We start from the raw sequence: 16,799 nt of genomic DNA on the forward strand, positions 1-16,799 counted from the left end.
GTCGGTACCTACCGATCGGCGTTCCGGCACGTGTCGACCGTTGGTCGACACGCGGCTGATTGAACGTTACGGCTTCGGGCCCTGCCCCTCGTTGTCTTCCCAGTGCAGGATCTTCCGGGTCACGAACCGGTACACCGGCTTGCCGGTGCGGAACCACAGGTCGCGCACCCACGAGTGGCGCTTGAGCACGCGCTTTTCCACCGGGGTGAGTGACTCGCGGCAGTACATGCGCTTGTGCTTGAGCAGGTGGCGCAGGTCTTCGCGGGCCAGCAGGCGCATCCAGCGCGAACGCGGGTTGCCGATCACGGCCAGCTGGAAGTCGATCAGCGCGGGGCTGCCGTCTTCACGCACCAGCCAGTTGGCTTCCTTGGCCAGGTCGTTATGGGCGATGCCGTGGCGGTGCACCCGCTGCAGCAACCGGCGTGCGGCGCGGAAGTAGGCTACGTCGCCACGCGGCGGGCGCTGGTACATCGCGTCACCGGCCATGAAGCTGCGGTCCAGCCAGCGGCCATTCCAGGCCAGCAGCGCCGGAGTGTCGGGCATTCCATCCAGATGCGCCAGCGCACGGGCTTCACGCCGGGCCAGCCACCAGGCCGGCAGCCGCAACCACCACGGGGTGGCCAGCAGGTCGCGGCGGACGAAGCGCGTGCCACCTTCTTCCATCAACAGGATGCGACCGAAGCTGTCGGCCTTCAGGGCATGTGCGGCAGGCGGGAGCGGGCGATTCATGCGGCCATTCTAGCTGGCCGGCAGTCAGTCACTTTGCCCCCTCTATAATCCCCCGATGGACTCGTCATGGATCGATGCCACGCTTGCGTGGATCTCAGCTCACCCCGTGCTTGCCGGTGCGGTCATCTTCCTCATCGCCTTCTGCGATGCCGTCATCGTGCTTGGCGCCATCGTGCCCGCGCTGCCGCTGCTGTTCGCGGTGGGCGTGTTCATCGGGCTGGGCCAGATCTCCGGGCCATACGCCGTGGCGTGCGCCGCGCTGGGCGCGTTCGCCGGCGATGGCATCAGCTACTGGATCGGCCGGCGCTGGGGCGACAGGCTGCGCGGATTCTGGCCGTTCAGCCGCTACCCACAGTTGTTGGACCGTGGCGAGACCATGTTCCGTCGCAATGCCTTCAAAAGCATCCTGGTAGCGCGCTATGTAGGCGCGATCCGCCCGTTCGTGCCGGCCATCGCCGGCATGATGAACATGCCGGTCATGCGCTACGTGCAGGCCAGTGGCATTGCCAGCATTTCCTGGGCGGTACTGTTCCTGGCCCCGGGCTGGGTGCTGGGCGAGGCCTATGACGCAGTCGCCGCGGTGGCGGGACGGCTGGTGATGGTGCTGGCGCTGGTCGGCGTGGTGATGGGCGTGGTCTGGGCGATCGTGCTGTACGGCTACCGCTGGTCGGCCGCGCGCATGGACAGCTGGCTGGCCGGCCTGCTGCGCTGGTCGCAGCGCCACCCCACGCTGGGCCGCTATTCGGTGTCGGTGTTCGACCCGCAGCGCCGTGAATCGGTGCCGCTGGCGATGCTGGCGCTGATGCTGCTGTTGCTGGGCTGGTGCTGGTTCGCGCTGCTGATGGCGGTGGTGGCCCATGGCGAGCCGCTCAGCCTGGACCTGGCCGTACACCAGGCGATGCTGGCGCTGCGCAATCCGCTGGCCGATTACCCCATGGCGGCGCTGGCCTCGCTGGGCGCCTGGCCGGTGCTGCTGCCGGCCACGGCAGTCACGATGGGCTACCTGATCTGGCGCCGGCGCTGGATGGCCGCCGCGCACTGGCTGGCGGCGCTGGCCTTCGGGCTGGCGCTGACCAAGCTGCTGGGGGCCACGGTGACGGTGGTGCGCCCGCCGGGGGCGAGCAGTGGCTTCGGCTTCCCGTCGGTGTCGGTGACCATGGCCACCATCACCTTCGGCTTCTTCGCGGTACTGATCGCGCGCGAGCTGCCCGGCCGCACCCGCGTATGGCCCTACCTGCTGTCGGGCATCATCGTCAGCCTGATCGGCTTCTCGCGGCTGTACCTGGGCGCGCACTGGCTGAGCGACGTGGTGGGCGGGATGCTGTTCGGCATCTTCTGGCTGCTGGTGCTGGGCATCGCCTACCGCCGCCGCTTCAACCGCTCCTTCTGGGTCAAGCCGGTCTCGTGGCTGTTCTACGGTACTTTCGCGGTAGCCGCGCTGTGGTACGCGCCGCGCAACACCGAGGCGAAGCTGGAGCGTTTCGAGCCCGCCCAGCCGGCGCCGACCAATGTGGCCGCGCAGGACTGGTGGGGCAGCCAGTGGCGCGCCCAACCTTCGCGTCGCAATGAATTCGATGATGACCAGCGCTGGCCGCTGGATGTCCAGGTGGCCGGGCCGCTGGCACCGCTGCGCGAGCGCCTGGAAAGCCAGGGCTGGCGCGTGCAGCCGCAGGCCGGCTGGGAACAGGCGCTGCTGATGCTGGACAAGTCGGCCACCCCGGACGAAGTGCCGGTGCTGCCGGCCACGCTGGATACGCAGGTCGAATCGCTGCTGCTGCTGCGCCCGGGCAATGCACCCAACGAGATCTTCGCGCTGCGCCTGTGGCCGGCCGCGACCCAGCTGCAGCCGGGCGACCAGCCGCTGTGGCTGGGCAGCGCGCAGACGCTGCACTACCAGCACTTCCACCTGATGGGAATGTGGCGACCGATGCGCGGCATCGATCCGTCGCTGAAGGCGGTGCGCGAGGCGCTGGAAGGGTTGCCGCAGGAAGTGGACACGCATCCCGAGACCGGCATGCCGGTGTTGCGGGTGCGGACGTACTGAGGGCGATCACGACCAACGGTCGTGAGTGACCGGGTTACGGGTTACCAGTTCTCGTCGATCGGCGTTGCGTTGGCCGGCATCCAGCGCAGCAGCGCGTCCAGCCGCTGGTGCGGGTCATCGTGCTGCAGCAGCTGCAACCGCTGCGATTCCTCCAGCGGCAGCAGTTCGGCCAGCCGCCAGCCGACCCATGCCGCCTGGTCCAGAAGCGCAGGGTGCGCGGGCGCGAAGGCGGTGCCGGCCTGTTCAATGATGTGGCCCAGCACGATGGACAGGAGCGCGTGTTCCGGGCGCAGTTCGTCATCATGGTCGGGCGTGCTCCATTCGACGTCGGCCATGATCAGGCCGTTGTCGCGTACCCGTACCTGGCGCACATGGAAGCGGCGATGGCCGCGCAGGCGCAGCACCAGCACGCCGTCGTCGCCCATGTCGAAATCGTCGATGCGCGCTTCCACACCATGCGCGGCCGGGGTGGCCGGGGCGCCGACCTCGTCGCCGTCCAGGATCAGGCAGACCCCGAAGTGGGTGTTGTTGCGGCTGCACTCGCGCAGCATGTCCAGGTAGCGGCGTTCGAACACCCGCAGGCCCAGTGCGGCGCCGGGCAGCAACACTGCGTGCAGCGGGAACAACGGGAGCGTGGCGATGGAATCGGTCATGGCCGGCCGATCACCTGGCCTGCAGCTGGGCCAGGAAACGGCGCGGCGCGCCGTCGAAGCCACCGTTGGACATGAACACCACGTGGTCGCCCGGCTGCACGATGGCGCCCAGTTGCGCCAGCAGTGCATCGGTGTCGCGCACCGCGTGCGCCTGGCCGCGAACGGCAGCAATCACGCTCGCCGCATCCCAGGCCAGTTCCGGCCGGTGCAGGAACACCACCGCGTCGGCCAGCGCCAACGAGGGGGCCAGCGCAGCGGCATGTGCGCCCAGCCGCATCGAGTTGCTGCGCGGCTCCATCGCCACCACGATGCGGCGCTCCCCTACCCTGGCGCGCAGCCCTTCCAGCGTGGTGTGGATGGCGGTGGGGTGGTGGGCGAAGTCATCGTAGAGAGTGATGTCGTCGGCCACGCCGATGACTTCCATGCGGCGTTTGACGCTGCGGAACCGTGCCAATGCCGGAATCACGCTGGCCGGCGCAACGCCTACCGCGTGCGCGGCCGCCAGCGCGGCCAGGCCGTTGAGCACGTTGTGGCGGCCCAGCAGCGACCAGCGCACTTCGCCCAGCACCACGCCACGGTGGTGCACGATGAAGGCGCTGCCGTCGGCATTGACCAGTTCGGCATGCCATTCCAGCCCGGGATCAAAGCCGAAGCGTTCCACCGGCGTCCAGCAGCCCATCGCCAGCACTTCGGCCAGGAAGGCATCTTCGCCGTTGACGATCAGCCGGCCGCGCGCGGGCACGGTGCGCACCAGGTGGTGGAACTGGCGCTGGATCGCGGCCACGTCCGGGAAGATGTCGGCGTGGTCGTATTCGAGGTTGTTGAGGATCGCCACCAGCGGGCGGTAGTGCACGAACTTGCTGCGCTTGTCGAAGAACGCGGTGTCGTACTCGTCGGCCTCGACCACGAATTCACGCCCCTGCCCCACGCGCGCGGACACGCCGAAATCCTCAGCCACGCCGCCGATCAGGAACCCCGGCTCGCGGCCGGCGGCCTGCAGCAGCCAGGTCAGGATGGTGGTGGTAGTGGTCTTGCCATGCGTACCGGCCACGGCCAACGTGTCGCGGCCCGGCAACACCTGTTCGGACAGCCACTGCGCGCCGGAAATGTAACGCTGCCCCGCGTCCAGCACCGCTTCCACGGCCGGATTGCCGCGCGACAGCGCATTGCCGACCACGACTTCATCGCAATCGCGGGCCACGCTGTCGGCGCGATAGCCCGGGTCCAGGGCGATGCCCAGCTGTTCCAGCTGGGTGGACATCGGCGGATAGATCGCCTGGTCGCTGCCACGGACCGTATGGCCCAGTTCCCGCGCCAAGGCGGCCACGCCGCCCATGAAGGTGCCGGCAATTCCAAGAATGTGGATCGTGCTCATACCCGATTGTCGCCCAAAGCCCACCACGTTGGGGAGATGAGGCTGTAGCGCACCATGCCCCTGAGTCAGGGGGCCGCCGCGAAGCGGCGGGGACGTGGGTGGTGGAATGGGGCCCACTGTTTGCGCAGCACAACGTAGGACGACAGCGCACGGCTTTTGGCGTGCTGTCGGGGAAATCCCGATAGCGGTGTACTGTGAAGACGGACACAATTCACCGCGCCAGCCGCAGTACCCCCGACGGTCCTACTCCCCAAGAGGCCATCCCCAGGGGGGCTCATATTGTGGGGCTCTGAGCAGGCCCGATCGCTGGCGCCTTACACCGCACGCCCGGCTTCCGAAAGGACCGGGCGTGCGCGTGTAGGTTGATCAGCCCTGGAGCGCTGCCTGGATGCGCGCTTCCACTTCTTCCAGCCCGCCCACGCCATCCACGCGCGCCAGGGTGCCGCGGCCGGCGTAGAAATCCACCACCGGCGCGGTCTGGTCGGTGTAGACCTGCAGGCGCTTGCGCACCGATTCGGGGTTGTCATCGGCACGGCCCTGTTCCTGGGCGCGGCCGGCAATGCGTTCGACCAGCAGTTCGCTCGGCACATCCAGCTGCACCACCGCGTCCAGCGGCTGGCCGATCTTGGCCAACACGGCGTCCAGTGCGTTGGCCTGGGCCACGTTGCGCGGGTAACCGTCCAGGATGAAGCCGTTGGCCACGTCGGCCTGGCCCAGGCGCGATTCCAGCATGCCCAGCAGGATGTCATCGGACACCAGGTTGCCGGCGTCCATCACGGCCTTGGCCTGCTTGCCCAGCTCGGTGCCGGCGGCCACTTCGGCGCGCAGCAGGTCACCGGTGGAAATGTGCGCAATGTTCAGGTGTTCCTTCAGGCGCGTCGCCTGCGTCCCCTTGCCCGAACCGGGCGGTCCCAACAGAACCAATCGCATCAACCTGACTCCAACTTGGTAAAAAACGGAAGGGCGCGCGCCCGGGATTGTCCACAATCACGCTGCACCGCAATACGCGCACTTTACCTCATACCGGTAATGTCCCTGCAATGTCCTTCCCCCCGACAAAGGTCCCATCATGTCCAAAGGTACCCTGCTGTACGCCCAGTCAGGCGGCGTCACCGCCGTCATCAATGCCACCGCCTCGGCGGTGATCAGCACCGCCAGAGCCAAGGGAATCAAGGTCTTGGCCGCGCGCAACGGTATCCTGGGCGCGCTGCGTGAGGAGCTGATCGACACCTCGAAGGAGTCGGCTGCGGCAATTGCGGCGCTGGCCCATACCCCCGGCGGCGCCTTCGGCTCCTGCCGCTACAAGCTCAAGTCGCTGGACGCCGACCGGGCCCGCTACGAGCGCCTGCTGGCGGTGCTGCGCGCGCATGACGTGCGCTGGTTCCTCTACAACGGCGGCAACGATTCTGCCGATACCGCCTGGAAGGTCTCCCAGCTGGCCAAGGCGTTCGATTACGACCTCACCTGCATCGGCGTGCCCAAGACCATCGACAACGACCTGGCGGTGACCGACACCTGCCCCGGCTTCGGTTCGGCGGCCAAATACACCGCCGTGTCGGTGCGCGAAGCGGCCCTGGACGTAGCGGCCATGGCCGAAACCTCCACCAAGGTGTTCGTGTACGAGGCCATGGGCCGGCATGCGGGCTGGCTGGCCGCTGCGGCAGGGCTGGCCGGAAACGGCCCGGACGAGGCTCCGCACATCATCCTGCTGCCCGAGCGTGCCTATGACGAGGCCGCGTTCCTGGCGAAGGTGAAGCAGGTGGTCGAACGCGTGGGCCACTGCGTGGTGGTGGCCTCCGAAGGCATCCAGACCGCCGATGGGCAGTTCGTGGCCGATGCTGGCGGCGGCAAGGATTCCTTCGGGCACACCCAGCTGGGCGGGGTTGCCTCGCAGCTGGCCGCGCGCGTGAAGGACGCGCTCGGCTACAAGGTGCACTGGACCCTGCCCGACTACCTGCAGCGCTCGGCCCGGCACATTGCCTCGAAGACCGATTGGGAACAGGCGCAGGCGGTGGGCAAGGCGGCGGTGCAGTACGCGCTGAAGGGCCAGAACGCGGTGATGCCGGTGATCGTGCGCAGCAGCGATGCGCCGTACCGCTGGAGGATCGAGCCGGCGCCGCTGCACAAGGTGGCCAACCATGAGAAAAAGATGCCGGCCGGTTTCATCCGCCGCGACGGCTTCGGCATCACCGACCAGGCCCGCGCGTATCTGTCGCCGCTGATCAAGGGCGAGGCACCGCTGCCCTACGGCAGCGATGGCCTGCCCAAATACGTCACCCTGAAGAACGTGGCAGTGAAGAAGAAGCTGCCGGCATTTGAGGCGTAACCGGGCTTGGGGACACGGTGCAGCCACGCGCGGCGTGGCTCGTTCATGACCCCGGAACGAAGAGCGGACACCCATGGGGTGTCCCTACGCAGGCCCTTCAGCCGCACACTTTGCCTTCCACGGTCATCTGCGCGGCGAACATCGGGATCTTCGCGATCTGGCCGGTGGCAGCCTGCTTTTTCGCGTCTTCCAGATAGATGCGCGACTGGCCCTGGCCGTCGAGCTGCGGCTTCTGTTCCACCGGCAGGCGCCAGACCCTCACCACCGCCTGCTGTGCGGGACAGGCCGCGCTGGGTACGCGGATCACGTCGTTGAGCTTCCAGCCTTTGGCTTCGCTGGGCTGCGCCTTGTCGAACTCGACGAACTTCGCGCGCGGCTGGCACTGCTCGCTGGTGCGGGCGACCACGAATCGGTAAGGCTGCGCTGCGTCGCCGGTGAAGGTGCCTTCCAGGCGCGCGCAGGCTTCGGGGATCTGGCGCAGGGTGTGGGGGACGTTCACTGCCTGTGCCGCGCCTACCGGACGCTGGCGTTCGGGGGTTTCAGCGGCGTTAGCCGCGAGGGCGGGAAGCAGGGCCAGCAGGATGAGGTGGCGGGGGGACATGGGCGGGGCCTCCTTGGGGATGGGGGGAGGCTGGCATTGGGTGGATGAATGGTGTGGCAAGGCGCCACCCCATTTGGGTGTGCGTGGTTGCCAGGCAGTGCCTGGCACTACGCTCGTGCGGCTGGCAAGTGGGGCGTGGTTGGCGCTTTGGCGCAGGGTTGTGGTGCTTTCCTTGTTTTTCCCTGCATACTCGGGGCACCAGGGATTGCTGAACAAAGCCACACGCTTGATGACCGGGTACGGTCTGAACGGGTCGGTCCATCGTTGCAGCCCGTTGTGCCCCGCGTGGTGAGGTTCGTCCGTCAACTGGATGCCATCCATCACCCGGGAGGGGACATGCTGGAACGTCATGGGCTTTCTCTGGCGCTGTTCTGCGCCATTCTCGCGATTCTCTACGGCATCGTGTCGGCACGCTGGATCCTCCGGCAACCGGCTGGCAATGCCCGCATGCAGGAAATCGCCGCCGCCATCCAGGAAGGCGCGCGCGCCTACCTCAACCGCCAATACCTCACCATCGGCATCGCCGGCGCGGTGCTGTTCGTGCTCGTCGGCATCTTCCTCAGCTGGTACACCGCGATCGGCTTCGCGATCGGTGCGGTGCTGTCCGGTGCGGCCGGCTACATCGGCATGAACGTGTCGGTGCGGGCCAACGTGCGCACCGCCGAAGCGGCGCGCAACGGGCTGAGTGCCGCCATGGACGTGGCATTTCGCGGCGGTGCGATCACCGGCATGCTGGTGGTCGGGCTGGGCCTGCTCGGCGTGGCCGGCTACTACGCGCTGCTGCTGAAGATGGGGCTGGATACCGCGGCGGCGCTGCATGCGCTGGTCGGGCTGGCGTTCGGCTCCTCGCTCATCTCGATCTTCGCGCGGCTGGGCGGCGGCATCTTCACCAAGGGTGCCGACGTGGGCGCCGACCTGGTCGGCAAGGTCGAAGCCGGCATTCCCGAGGACGACCCGCGCAACCCGGCGGTGATTGCCGACAACGTGGGCGACAACGTCGGCGACTGCGCCGGCATGGCCGCCGACCTGTTCGAGACCTACGCGGTGACGGTGATCGCCACCATGCTGCTGGGCAGCCTGATGATCGCCGAGGCCGGCCGCAACGCGATCCTGTATCCGCTGGTGCTGGGCGGGGTGTCGATCATCGCCTCGATCATCGGCGCGCTGTTCGTCAAGGTGAAGCCGGGCGGTTCGATCATGGGCGCGCTGTACAAGGGCGTGATCGTGTCGGGCGTGCTGGCCGCCATCGCCTTCTACCCGATCACCCTGCAGCTGATGCCGGACAACGCCCACGGGGCAACGAACCTTTATCTCTGCGCGCTGATCGGGCTGGTCCTGACCGGGCTGATCGTATGGATCACCGAGTACTACACCGGCACCCAGTACAAGCCTGTGCAGCACGTGGCGCAGGCGTCCACCACCGGTCACGGCACCAACATCATCGCCGGCCTGGGCGTGTCGATGAAGTCCACCGCGCTGCCGGTGATCGCGGTCTGCCTGGCGATCTGGCTGGCGCACCTGCACGGCGGCCTGTACGGCATCGCCATCGCGGCCACCGCGATGCTGTCCATGGCCGGCATGATCGTGGCGCTGGATGCGTACGGGCCGATCACCGACAACGCCGGCGGCATCGCCGAGATGGCCGAGCTGCCGCCGGAGATCCGCAACATCACCGACCCGCTCGATGCGGTGGGCAACACCACCAAGGCGGTGACCAAGGGCTATGCGATCGGTTCGGCGGCATTGGCCGCGCTGGTGCTGTTCGCCGATTACACCCACAACCTGCAGGCGGCGCACCCGGGTGAAGTGTTCGCCTTCGACCTCTCCGACCACACGGTGATCATCGGCCTGCTGATCGGCGGGTTGATCCCCTACCTGTTCGGCGCAATGGCCATGGAAGCGGTGGGCCGTGCCGCCGGCGCGGTGGTGGAGGAAGTGCGACGGCAGTTCCGCGAAATCCCCGGGATCATGGAAGGCACCGGCAAGCCACAGTACGACCGCGCGGTGGACATGCTGACCCGCTCGGCGATCCGCGAAATGATCGTACCGTCGCTGCTGCCGGTCGCGGTGCCGGTGGTGGTGGGCCTGCTGCTCGGGCCGCGCGCGCTGGGCGGGCTGTTGATCGGCACCATCGTGACCGGCCTGTTCGTGGCCATTTCGATGACTACCGGCGGCGGTGCCTGGGACAACGCCAAGAAGTACATCGAAGACGGCCATTTCGGCGGCAAGGGCAGCGAGGCGCACAAGGCGGCGGTAACCGGCGATACCGTGGGCGATCCCTACAAGGACACCGCTGGGCCGGCGATCAATCCGCTGATCAAGATCATCAACATCGTGGCGTTGTTGCTGGTGCCGTTGTTGTAGAAGTTTTCGGGTCCCCCCCGACCAACGGTCGGGGGCTACCCTGCGTGGCTCTACGGTAGCGGGGTCGGGCGCGACAGCACGTAGGCTGCGCTCGCCGCGAAGAACACGCCTACGCCCAGCAGCAACGGCCACGATGGCCGCGCGCCCCAGCAGAACATCGCGAAGCCGAAGGCCATGCCGCCGGCGGCAAATGCCTTGCCTTTACGGCTCACCGCGCTCTGCTCGCGCCATGCACGCAACGACGGGCCATACCGGGGATGGTCCAGCAGCTTGCGTTCAAAGCGCGGCGAGCTGCGTGCGAAACATCCCACGGCCAGGATCAGGAAGATGGTCGTCGGCATGATCGGCAACAGCGCGCCGATCACCCCCAGCGCCACCATTACCCAGCCCAGGCAGAACCAGAGCCAGCGCATCAGCGCGACCCGATGCGCGCATCAGTGCTCATGCGAATTCCAGCTCCACATGAGCGTGCACGCTGCGGAACGCGGCATCGGCCGCATCCACCACCTCCTGCTCCTGTTGCTCGGTAAGCACCACGCTGTCCAGTGCGGCGGTAAACGCGCGCCAGTGGCGTGCGGCACCATCCGGATGCGCGGCCAGGTGGCGGGCGCCGAAGTCCGCATCCAGTCCCAGCTGCGCGGCCATCTTGTACAGGACGGTGCCGCCGAGGTTGGAGCCTTCAGCCACGTACAACCAGCCCAGTGCAGCAGGCAGCGGCAGATCCGGGTCCAGCCGCAGCGGCACCGGGTCTGGCAGGGTCTGTTCAAGATCGCGCAGGTCACGGGTGATCTGCGGCAGCCGCCGGCGCTCGGCCAGGTCCGGCAGCAGCGCATCCAGCGCGGCGTTGGCGTACAGGCCGTCGATATCGCGGTGGAAGCGGTACTGGACCCGCAGGAAGCGCGCGAACCGCCCACGGTCGGCGAAGATGTCGCCGGCCATGATGCGCTTGTCCAGCGCGCCGTGGCTGTCTCGGGTAGCCGCCTTCAGGCGTTGGCTGCGGGTGGCTTCAAGGGTATCGGTGGCGTTCATGGCGTTATGACAGAAAGAGGTGGCAGCGCCGGCAAGGCCCGGCACAGGGATAGGACGCCTGTGGCGCAGACTACCCCAACCCGGATCGCCGGTGCTGCCCTCCCCCGTTCCGGCGATGCCATCCTCACCTTGGGGTGTTGATAATGGCGCATTCTTCCGCCCACAAGGATTGCCATGATGGACACCACCGAATCGCGCATGACCAACCTGTTCGAGCAGTTGGGGTTGGACTCCAGCCCTGAGGCCATTGCGGGGTTCATCCGGGCGCACCAGCTGCCCGGCGACGTGACCTTGGCCGAAGCCACGTACTGGAGCGATGCGCAGCGCCAGTTCCTGCGCGAAGAGCTGAAGGAAGATGCGGATTGGGCGATCGTGGTGGATGAGTTGAACGAGGCGCTGCATGCGGATGCGACCGCCCGGTAGTGTCCGCGCGGGCCGGGTGGATCCCGGCCCGCGACGTTCTCAATACCGCCAGGTGAGCGACAGACGCATGATCCGGCCCGGGGCTGGCATTACCCCCAGTGCGAGCGGGTCCAGGTAGTAACGGTCGGTCAGGTTGTCTGCGTTGACCTCGACCGCCAGCTGCTCGCTGGCCTGCCAGCTGGCAAACACGTCCACGATGGTGGCCGGCTGGTACAGCTGCTGGATCGCCGACAGGCCCACGTTCCATTCCTTGTCCAGCGTGCTGATCGGCCCGCTGTTGTGGATCACGCGGGCCCCGAAGGCCAGGCGCTGGTCCACCAGCCGTGACCCCAGCGTCAGGTTGACCGTGTAGCGCGGTGGGTTCTGGGTGTTGCTGTAGGAGCCTTCGAAACCGCCGTCGACACAGTCGGGGGTACTGGCCAGCTCTTCGATCTTCCGCTGCACGCCATAAGCGCGGCGCTCGGCGGCGATGTCCGGGGCGCAGGTCTTGGCTTCAAAGTAGTAATGCGCCGACAGATCGGCGAATACCGTGCCGGCGTCATAGCTGGACTGGAACTCCAGGCCCGAGACCTTGAACCGATCAATGTTGCGGATATAGCCGGCCGACAGCGTGCGGTAGTCGCGCGTGATCAGATCGTCGATGCGGGTGTTGAAGTAGGAGAGCTTGAATGCGGCCTGGTCGCCTTCGGCAAACAGGTCGTGGCGCACGGTGCTGGCCCCCACTTCCCACGTACCGGCGCGCTCGGGCTTGAGTTCGCCGTCCACCGGCTTGGCCGCCGTGAACAGCCCCAGGGTACTCTCGAACAGGCTGGGCAACTTCACCCCTTCGGCGTACTTGAGGTACACCAGGGTGTCTTCAGCGGCGTGCCAGGTGACGCTGGCGGTGGGCATGAACGCGTTGTCGGTGCGGCGGATCGGCTGCGACCAGGTCCAGCTGGTCGGTACGATCAGGTCTTCGGTGGCGGTGACGTCGTGGAAGTTCCAACCGGTGATGTCGGCCACCGTGCCCTTCTTGTACGGCGAAGCCAGCAGCGAGGCTTCGGTGAACTGGCCGTTCGCATCGGGGTACCAGTTGAGCATGGCGATCCGCTGCGCGCGCCACGCCGGCAGCGCCGGGTTGCCGTTGAGCAGCTGGGTGTAGCGGTACTGGCCGATCACTTCCATGGTATCCGGCGTGGCCAGGCGGTTGCGGTCGCGGATGCTGACGCGGTTGAAGCGTCCGCCCACCAGAATGTCCCAGCGCTCGCCCGGCTGCCACTTCATCGAGGTCACTGCGCTGTACTCCCTGCGCGTGGCATTGCGCAGGAAGCGGTTGTTGATCAGGTCATCGTGCATGATCGGCGCGCTGTCGCCCGGGCCCACGTCTTCGTCGCTGAAGGACAACCCGTAGTCGAAGGTGAACAAGCCGGCACTGTCGGTGCTCATCACCGTGGTGTTGGACACGTCCAGGCCGAGCCGGGTCTGGGCCATGTCGTTGCGGTAGGCCTCCTTGTAACCGGGATCGGTGTTGAAGGACGGGCCGTCATACCACTCGGTGCGGCGGTCGAAGTACCACGGGGTGATGCCGGTCAGGCCGTTGTACATCAGGCTGTCGGCGTCTGTGTACCAGAGGTTGGCCTTCAGGTCGACGATGTCGTTGTCCGGATTGAAGCGGTAACGCAGGTTGTAGGCATCCATGTCCACGCTGCCCGGCTCCCACTGCGGTACGCGGTCGCGGTCCACGCGGATGATCTGCGAGGCCATGATTTCCCCCTGGCGGCCGCTGTAGCGGCGATAGCCGGCTTCCAGCGTCTGCGTGTCGTCAATCCGCCAGGTGCCCTTGAGCAGTACCGAGTTGGACTTGGACGAGGTATTGAACACTTCGGTGCTGGGCGGGTTCAGCGGCGCAAGGGTGCGCCGGGTCTGCGGGAAATCGTCGTAGCCGTGCTTGCCCGCATGGTAGTTGCCGGTATCGCGCCAGGCATAGGCCGCCACCAGGTCGAAGCGATCCCACTGCCTGCCGCCGGCGATGTTGAAGAACTGCCCACCGAGGCTGTTGCGGTGGGTGCCGGGGGTGGCGTTGTACGCGGGAAGATCGCGCGCGCTGCCGTTGGAGATGCCGCTGCGCACGCGCAGGCCGGCGCGCTGGCCGTCGCGCAGCACATCACCGATGTCCAGCGTTTCCATTTCCACTACGCCGCCGATGCCACCCGACGCGTTGGCGCCCAGGCTGGGGCCCTTGGTCACGGTAAGGCTGGAGATCAGGTCCGGGTCGAGGTAGGTGCGCTGCGACTGGCCGGCATAACCGCGGTAGGTGTCCATGGTGGACTGCCCGCCGTCGATGATCACCGGGATTCGGCTCTGGCCCTGGATACCGCGGATGTTGAGGTCCAGCGCACTGGCCGTGCGTGGATCACCGGCGGTGACGCCGACCACGCCCTTGACGATGTCGGCGGTGGACGTACCGCGGAAGCGCTCGATGGTGGCGCGCGGCACGTATACGCTTGAACCGCTGTTGCGGTACTGCTCCAGCGCGCGCTCGGCGGCGCCTTGGGCGCTGACCTGGTCTGCGGCCACGCGCAGGGGAGCGGTGTGGATCACCCCGTCGTCGCCCTGGCCGCGCGGCGCGCGCTCCAGGGTCGCCGCACCCGGGCCCAGCGCGCGCGGCACCAGGCCGCTGCCGTGCAGCAGCCGCGCCAGTGCCACCTGTGGGTCCAGCGCCCCGCGCACGCTGGTGGAGCGTGCGCCGTCGGCCAGTGCGGACGGGTACGCCACCTGCACCCCGGATTGACGCATGTAGCTACGCAGTGCATCGGCGAGCGGCTGGGCGGGGATGTCGAACTGACGGGTGCCGGCCAGTGCGCGGGTGTCCGCCGACTGAGCCACGGCGGGCGGCGTGCTTGCCCAGGCCATGCCGGCGGCCAACAGCGCGATGAACAGGCGGGACGGGCGCAGCATCGGCGCCGGTCGGGAAAGAGGAAGCATGTTGAAACCTGTCGAGAGGCGATGCCGCGGAAGCACGGCTTCCCCGCACGGGGTGCGGGCGCTGCGCGTACGTGGCGGCGGCGGGTACGTTCGGGGGTAAGACGTGCGGCGCGGCCACTTCCCCAAGGCGGGTTCAGCGCGCCGGTGCGACGCTCACGATCGCCACGCCCATCGGAAGGCGCGTGACACGCAGCCCGGCCGACGTCGCCAGCGCGTCCAGTGCCTGCTCGGGCTGGTCCGCGCGCAGCGCAGCGTTGACCGTGGGGAGGGATGAGAGGTCGCCGCGCACGTAGGTGGGTCCGTCGCGATAGCGGGCAATCTGCGCAACCGCGTCTGCCACCCCGGTGGAATCGAGGAGCAGCTCGCCGTCGCGCCATGCGGCGATGCGATCGGGGGCGAGGTCGTCATGGCGCACCACCCGACCTCCTTGCGCGAAGCCGGCGCGCTGGCCCGCCAACAGGTACGTCCACCCGCCATTGGGTGAGGCCGCGACGCGGACCTGGCCCTGCGAGACTTCCGCTTGCACCCCCTGCGGGGTGCTGGCCACCGCGAACGCCGTCGCGATGTCCTCCACCATGCCGCCCTGCGCGCTCACCTGGAATGGCTGCGCGTGCCCGGGCGCAACTTCGAACCAGGCGCGCCCGCGCAGCAGGCGGATGCCGCGCCGCTGGTCGTCGTAGTCCACGGCAATCGCCGAATCGGCATCCAGCACCGCGCGGCTGCCATCGGGCAAGGCGAGCGTGACGACCTCCTGGCTGCTGCGATGATCCGCGCGCAGGCGCAGCCAGGCTTCGGGTGAAACCCATGCCAGCGCCAACGCGGCGGCAGTGGCCAGGGCCAAGCGTGAAAGGCGACGATGGCGGGTCTGCGCGCGCTGTGCCACCGCCGGGGGCTGCGCCACGGCCTGCCACAGCTGGCGCTCGTATTCGAATGCCCGGCGATGACCGGGCAGGCTGAGCCAGTTTTCAAAGGCCTGCATGCGCGGCGCATCCACGGAGCCGGAGGCCAGCCATGTGATCCACGCCTGCGCCTGTTCGGCAAGCAGGTCGGGCGGGGTGGGCGTGGTCGGGTCGGTGGGCAGGTCGTGCGGGCTCATGGCTGGCAAGCGTGGGAAGGGCAGCGCCGATACCATCAAGACCTGGGGAACGGCACTTCCCCACGCCCGCGCGTCACCGGCCGCTACGCGCCCATGCCAGCCGCTGCAACGCAGCGCGCACATGGTTTTCCACGGTCGTGACCGACACGCCGCGGCGCCGGGCAATTTCCGCCTGGGTCAGCCCCTGCAACCGGTTGAGGCGGAAGATCGTGCGCGTCGGTTCGGGAAGGTGGTCGGCTGCGGCGAGCACGCGCTGCAGCTCGTCCTGGGCCATGGCCTGTTCTTCCGTGGACAGCACTTCATCCGGCCCCCACAGATAGTGGTCGGCCAACAGCCGCGCATGGCGGCTGCGTTCCCGGCCCTGGTCGGTAGCCAGGTTGGTGGCCAGACGGTACAGATAGGCCCGCGGGTTGTCGATGGTCAGGCTGGCATCCACCCCGCGCGCCTTGAACCAGACAGCCTGAATCACGTCCTCGGCGCTGCCGTCGCTGCCGAGGATCCGTTGCGCAAGGCGCAGCAGCGCCGGGCGTTCGCGGATCAACAGGTCGGTCAGGGTGGAGGCGTTGGAGGACATGCGGAGGGCGCGCGGAGCAGCCGCATCTTACCGCCCAAATGAGAATGCGTCACGTTAAGTTCGTTGCATCGCATCCACAAAATGCAGCCCCCCCCCTTGCGCGGGCGACTAGCGCAGGCAGTCTCCCAGCGCCTCGAATACCGACTGTCCCGTACCGGGAAGACGCCGTAACAGCGGCTGCGGCCCGTCCATCGCCGCCAGCAACGCCGCTACGGTAGTGCCGCCGCCAATCGGGAAATGGCACAGCCAGGTGGGCTGCTGCCGCTCCAGGTTGCCCGTCGATGGGTCGACCTGCAGATCGCTGGCGGCAAATGCCCAGCCACATGTTTTCACCCGACCCGTGGCCAGTTCAACCGAGCAGCGCATCTTCAGCGGCTGGTAGTCGGTGTACTCGCCTTCGCAGAAGGTGTCGGGGCAGACGTCGTCGAACCCGGCCTCAAGGCGGTGGCGCAGGTCGCGGAAGGCTGACCAGTTCGCCTGCGGCGTGGGGTAATCGACCAGATCGACGTGCAGCGGTTGAACTGCGGCGGCAGCGCGCACGACCGATGCAGGAAGCAGGAGCAGCAGCGCGGCGGGCAACAGGGAACAACGGAGCAGTACGGAAAGGCCATGCATGGGCAG

At 67.7% G+C, this 16,799-nt stretch carries 15 protein-coding genes; 4 read left to right on the plus strand and 11 right to left on the minus strand.

Translation table 11 applies throughout. The features are described 5' to 3' along the window. Positions 1-66 precede the first annotated feature (66 nt). Entirely contained in the window at positions 67-729 is a 663-nt protein-coding gene (locus tag ACGFZ3_RS06240) for a serine/threonine protein kinase (protein ID WP_392917942.1), read from the minus strand. Between the two features lie 55 nt (positions 730-784). Here ACGFZ3_RS06240 and ACGFZ3_RS06245 point away from each other — a divergent pair, with 55 nt between their 5' ends. After that, positions 785-2,773, plus strand: a complete 1,989-nt coding sequence (locus ACGFZ3_RS06245) for a bifunctional DedA family/phosphatase PAP2 family protein (protein WP_392917945.1) — start codon at positions 785-787, stop codon at positions 2,771-2,773. Positions 2,774-2,814: 41 nt separating this feature from the next. Here the strand turns inward: ACGFZ3_RS06245 and ACGFZ3_RS06250 are convergent, their stop codons facing one another. The 3 genes from ACGFZ3_RS06250 to ACGFZ3_RS06260 all read right to left on the minus strand — a co-directional run bounded on the left by ACGFZ3_RS06250 (position 2,815) and on the right by ACGFZ3_RS06260 (position 5,731). Then, complete coding sequence (locus ACGFZ3_RS06250; RefSeq protein WP_392917948.1) at positions 2,815-3,426, minus strand: LON peptidase substrate-binding domain-containing protein; 612 nt, start codon at positions 3,424-3,426, stop codon at positions 2,815-2,817. A 10-nt stretch (positions 3,427-3,436) separates the two neighbouring features. Next, positions 3,437-4,801, minus strand: a complete 1,365-nt coding sequence (gene mpl, locus ACGFZ3_RS06255) for a UDP-N-acetylmuramate:L-alanyl-gamma-D-glutamyl-meso-diaminopimelate ligase (protein WP_392917950.1) — start codon at positions 4,799-4,801, stop codon at positions 3,437-3,439. A gap of 366 nt (positions 4,802-5,167) precedes the next feature. Continuing rightward, a complete protein-coding gene (locus tag ACGFZ3_RS06260) occupies positions 5,168-5,731 on the minus strand; it encodes an adenylate kinase (protein WP_392917953.1) in 564 nt (187 codons plus the stop codon). A gap of 139 nt (positions 5,732-5,870) precedes the next feature. Here ACGFZ3_RS06260 and ACGFZ3_RS06265 point away from each other — a divergent pair, with 139 nt between their 5' ends. Next, the gene (locus ACGFZ3_RS06265; protein WP_392917956.1) at positions 5,871-7,127 is read left to right on the plus strand and encodes a 6-phosphofructokinase; all 1,257 of its coding nucleotides are present in this window, start codon (positions 5,871-5,873) and stop codon (positions 7,125-7,127) included. Positions 7,128-7,224: 97 nt separating this feature from the next. On the opposite strand, the gene ACGFZ3_RS06270 is transcribed toward ACGFZ3_RS06265, so the two are convergent. After that, on the minus strand, positions 7,225-7,728 hold the full coding sequence (locus tag ACGFZ3_RS06270) for a hypothetical protein (protein ID WP_392917959.1): 504 nt from the start codon (positions 7,726-7,728) through the stop codon (positions 7,225-7,227). A gap of 336 nt (positions 7,729-8,064) precedes the next feature. Here ACGFZ3_RS06270 and ACGFZ3_RS06275 point away from each other — a divergent pair, with 336 nt between their 5' ends. After that, a complete protein-coding gene (locus tag ACGFZ3_RS06275; RefSeq protein ID WP_392917961.1) occupies positions 8,065-10,092 on the plus strand; it encodes a sodium-translocating pyrophosphatase in 2,028 nt (675 codons plus the stop codon). Between the two features lie 50 nt (positions 10,093-10,142). Here the strand turns inward: ACGFZ3_RS06275 and ACGFZ3_RS06280 are convergent, their stop codons facing one another. Then, positions 10,143-10,505 (minus strand): YbaN family protein, encoded by a 363-nt coding sequence (locus ACGFZ3_RS06280; RefSeq protein ID WP_392917963.1) that lies wholly within the window; start codon positions 10,503-10,505, stop codon positions 10,143-10,145. Between the two features lie 28 nt (positions 10,506-10,533). Next, on the minus strand, positions 10,534-11,121 hold the full coding sequence (locus tag ACGFZ3_RS06285) for a biliverdin-producing heme oxygenase (protein WP_392917965.1): 588 nt from the start codon (positions 11,119-11,121) through the stop codon (positions 10,534-10,536). Positions 11,122-11,298: 177 nt separating this feature from the next. On the opposite strand from ACGFZ3_RS06285, the gene ACGFZ3_RS06290 reads away from it, so the two are divergent. Beyond that, positions 11,299-11,544: a DUF2789 domain-containing protein gene (locus tag ACGFZ3_RS06290; RefSeq protein ID WP_392917967.1), complete on the plus strand. Its 246-nt coding sequence runs from the start codon at positions 11,299-11,301 to the stop codon at positions 11,542-11,544. Positions 11,545-11,583: 39 nt separating this feature from the next. Here ACGFZ3_RS06290 and ACGFZ3_RS06295 read toward each other — a convergent pair whose 3' ends face one another. The 4 genes from ACGFZ3_RS06295 to ACGFZ3_RS06310 form a co-directional block, all read right to left on the minus strand. Further along, entirely contained in the window at positions 11,584-14,508 is a 2,925-nt protein-coding gene (locus tag ACGFZ3_RS06295; RefSeq protein WP_392917969.1) for a TonB-dependent receptor domain-containing protein, read from the minus strand. Positions 14,509-14,641: 133 nt separating this feature from the next. After that, entirely contained in the window at positions 14,642-15,604 is a 963-nt protein-coding gene (locus ACGFZ3_RS06300; RefSeq protein ID WP_392917971.1) for a FecR family protein, read from the minus strand. A gap of 73 nt (positions 15,605-15,677) precedes the next feature. Then, a complete protein-coding gene (locus ACGFZ3_RS06305) occupies positions 15,678-16,178 on the minus strand; it encodes an RNA polymerase sigma factor (RefSeq protein WP_392917973.1) in 501 nt (166 codons plus the stop codon). Between the two features lie 108 nt (positions 16,179-16,286). Continuing rightward, a complete protein-coding gene (locus ACGFZ3_RS06310; protein WP_392917976.1) occupies positions 16,287-16,793 on the minus strand; it encodes a hypothetical protein in 507 nt (168 codons plus the stop codon). Positions 16,794-16,799 lie beyond the last annotated feature (6 nt).

Source organism: Stenotrophomonas sp. NPDC047960 (genome assembly GCF_043204395.1).
Taxonomy (GTDB): Bacteria; Pseudomonadota; Gammaproteobacteria; order Xanthomonadales; family Xanthomonadaceae; genus Stenotrophomonas.

What these genes read in the sequence shown, in the direction of transcription:
- ACGFZ3_RS06240 (WP_392917942.1), bottom strand. Translation starts at nt 729, where the DNA reads ATGAATCGCCCGCTCCCGCCTGCCGCACATGCCCTGAAGGCCGACAGC.
- ACGFZ3_RS06245 (WP_392917945.1), top strand. Translation starts at nt 785, where the DNA reads ATGGACTCGTCATGGATCGATGCCACGCTTGCGTGGATCTCAGCTCAC.
- ACGFZ3_RS06250 (WP_392917948.1), bottom strand. Translation starts at nt 3,426, where the DNA reads ATGACCGATTCCATCGCCACGCTCCCGTTGTTCCCGCTGCACGCAGTG.
- mpl (WP_392917950.1), bottom strand. Translation starts at nt 4,801, where the DNA reads ATGAGCACGATCCACATTCTTGGAATTGCCGGCACCTTCATGGGCGGC.
- ACGFZ3_RS06260 (WP_392917953.1), bottom strand. Translation starts at nt 5,731, where the DNA reads ATGCGATTGGTTCTGTTGGGACCGCCCGGTTCGGGCAAGGGGACGCAG.
- ACGFZ3_RS06265 (WP_392917956.1), top strand. Translation starts at nt 5,871, where the DNA reads ATGTCCAAAGGTACCCTGCTGTACGCCCAGTCAGGCGGCGTCACCGCC.
- ACGFZ3_RS06270 (WP_392917959.1), bottom strand. Translation starts at nt 7,728, where the DNA reads ATGTCCCCCCGCCACCTCATCCTGCTGGCCCTGCTTCCCGCCCTCGCG.
- ACGFZ3_RS06275 (WP_392917961.1), top strand. Translation starts at nt 8,065, where the DNA reads ATGCTGGAACGTCATGGGCTTTCTCTGGCGCTGTTCTGCGCCATTCTC.
- ACGFZ3_RS06280 (WP_392917963.1), bottom strand. Translation starts at nt 10,505, where the DNA reads ATGCGCTGGCTCTGGTTCTGCCTGGGCTGGGTAATGGTGGCGCTGGGG.
- ACGFZ3_RS06285 (WP_392917965.1), bottom strand. Translation starts at nt 11,121, where the DNA reads ATGAACGCCACCGATACCCTTGAAGCCACCCGCAGCCAACGCCTGAAG.
- ACGFZ3_RS06290 (WP_392917967.1), top strand. Translation starts at nt 11,299, where the DNA reads ATGGACACCACCGAATCGCGCATGACCAACCTGTTCGAGCAGTTGGGG.
- ACGFZ3_RS06295 (WP_392917969.1), bottom strand. Translation starts at nt 14,508, where the DNA reads ATGCTTCCTCTTTCCCGACCGGCGCCGATGCTGCGCCCGTCCCGCCTG.
- ACGFZ3_RS06300 (WP_392917971.1), bottom strand. Translation starts at nt 15,604, where the DNA reads ATGAGCCCGCACGACCTGCCCACCGACCCGACCACGCCCACCCCGCCC.
- ACGFZ3_RS06305 (WP_392917973.1), bottom strand. Translation starts at nt 16,178, where the DNA reads ATGTCCTCCAACGCCTCCACCCTGACCGACCTGTTGATCCGCGAACGC.
- ACGFZ3_RS06310 (WP_392917976.1), bottom strand. Translation starts at nt 16,793, where the DNA reads ATGCATGGCCTTTCCGTACTGCTCCGTTGTTCCCTGTTGCCCGCCGCG.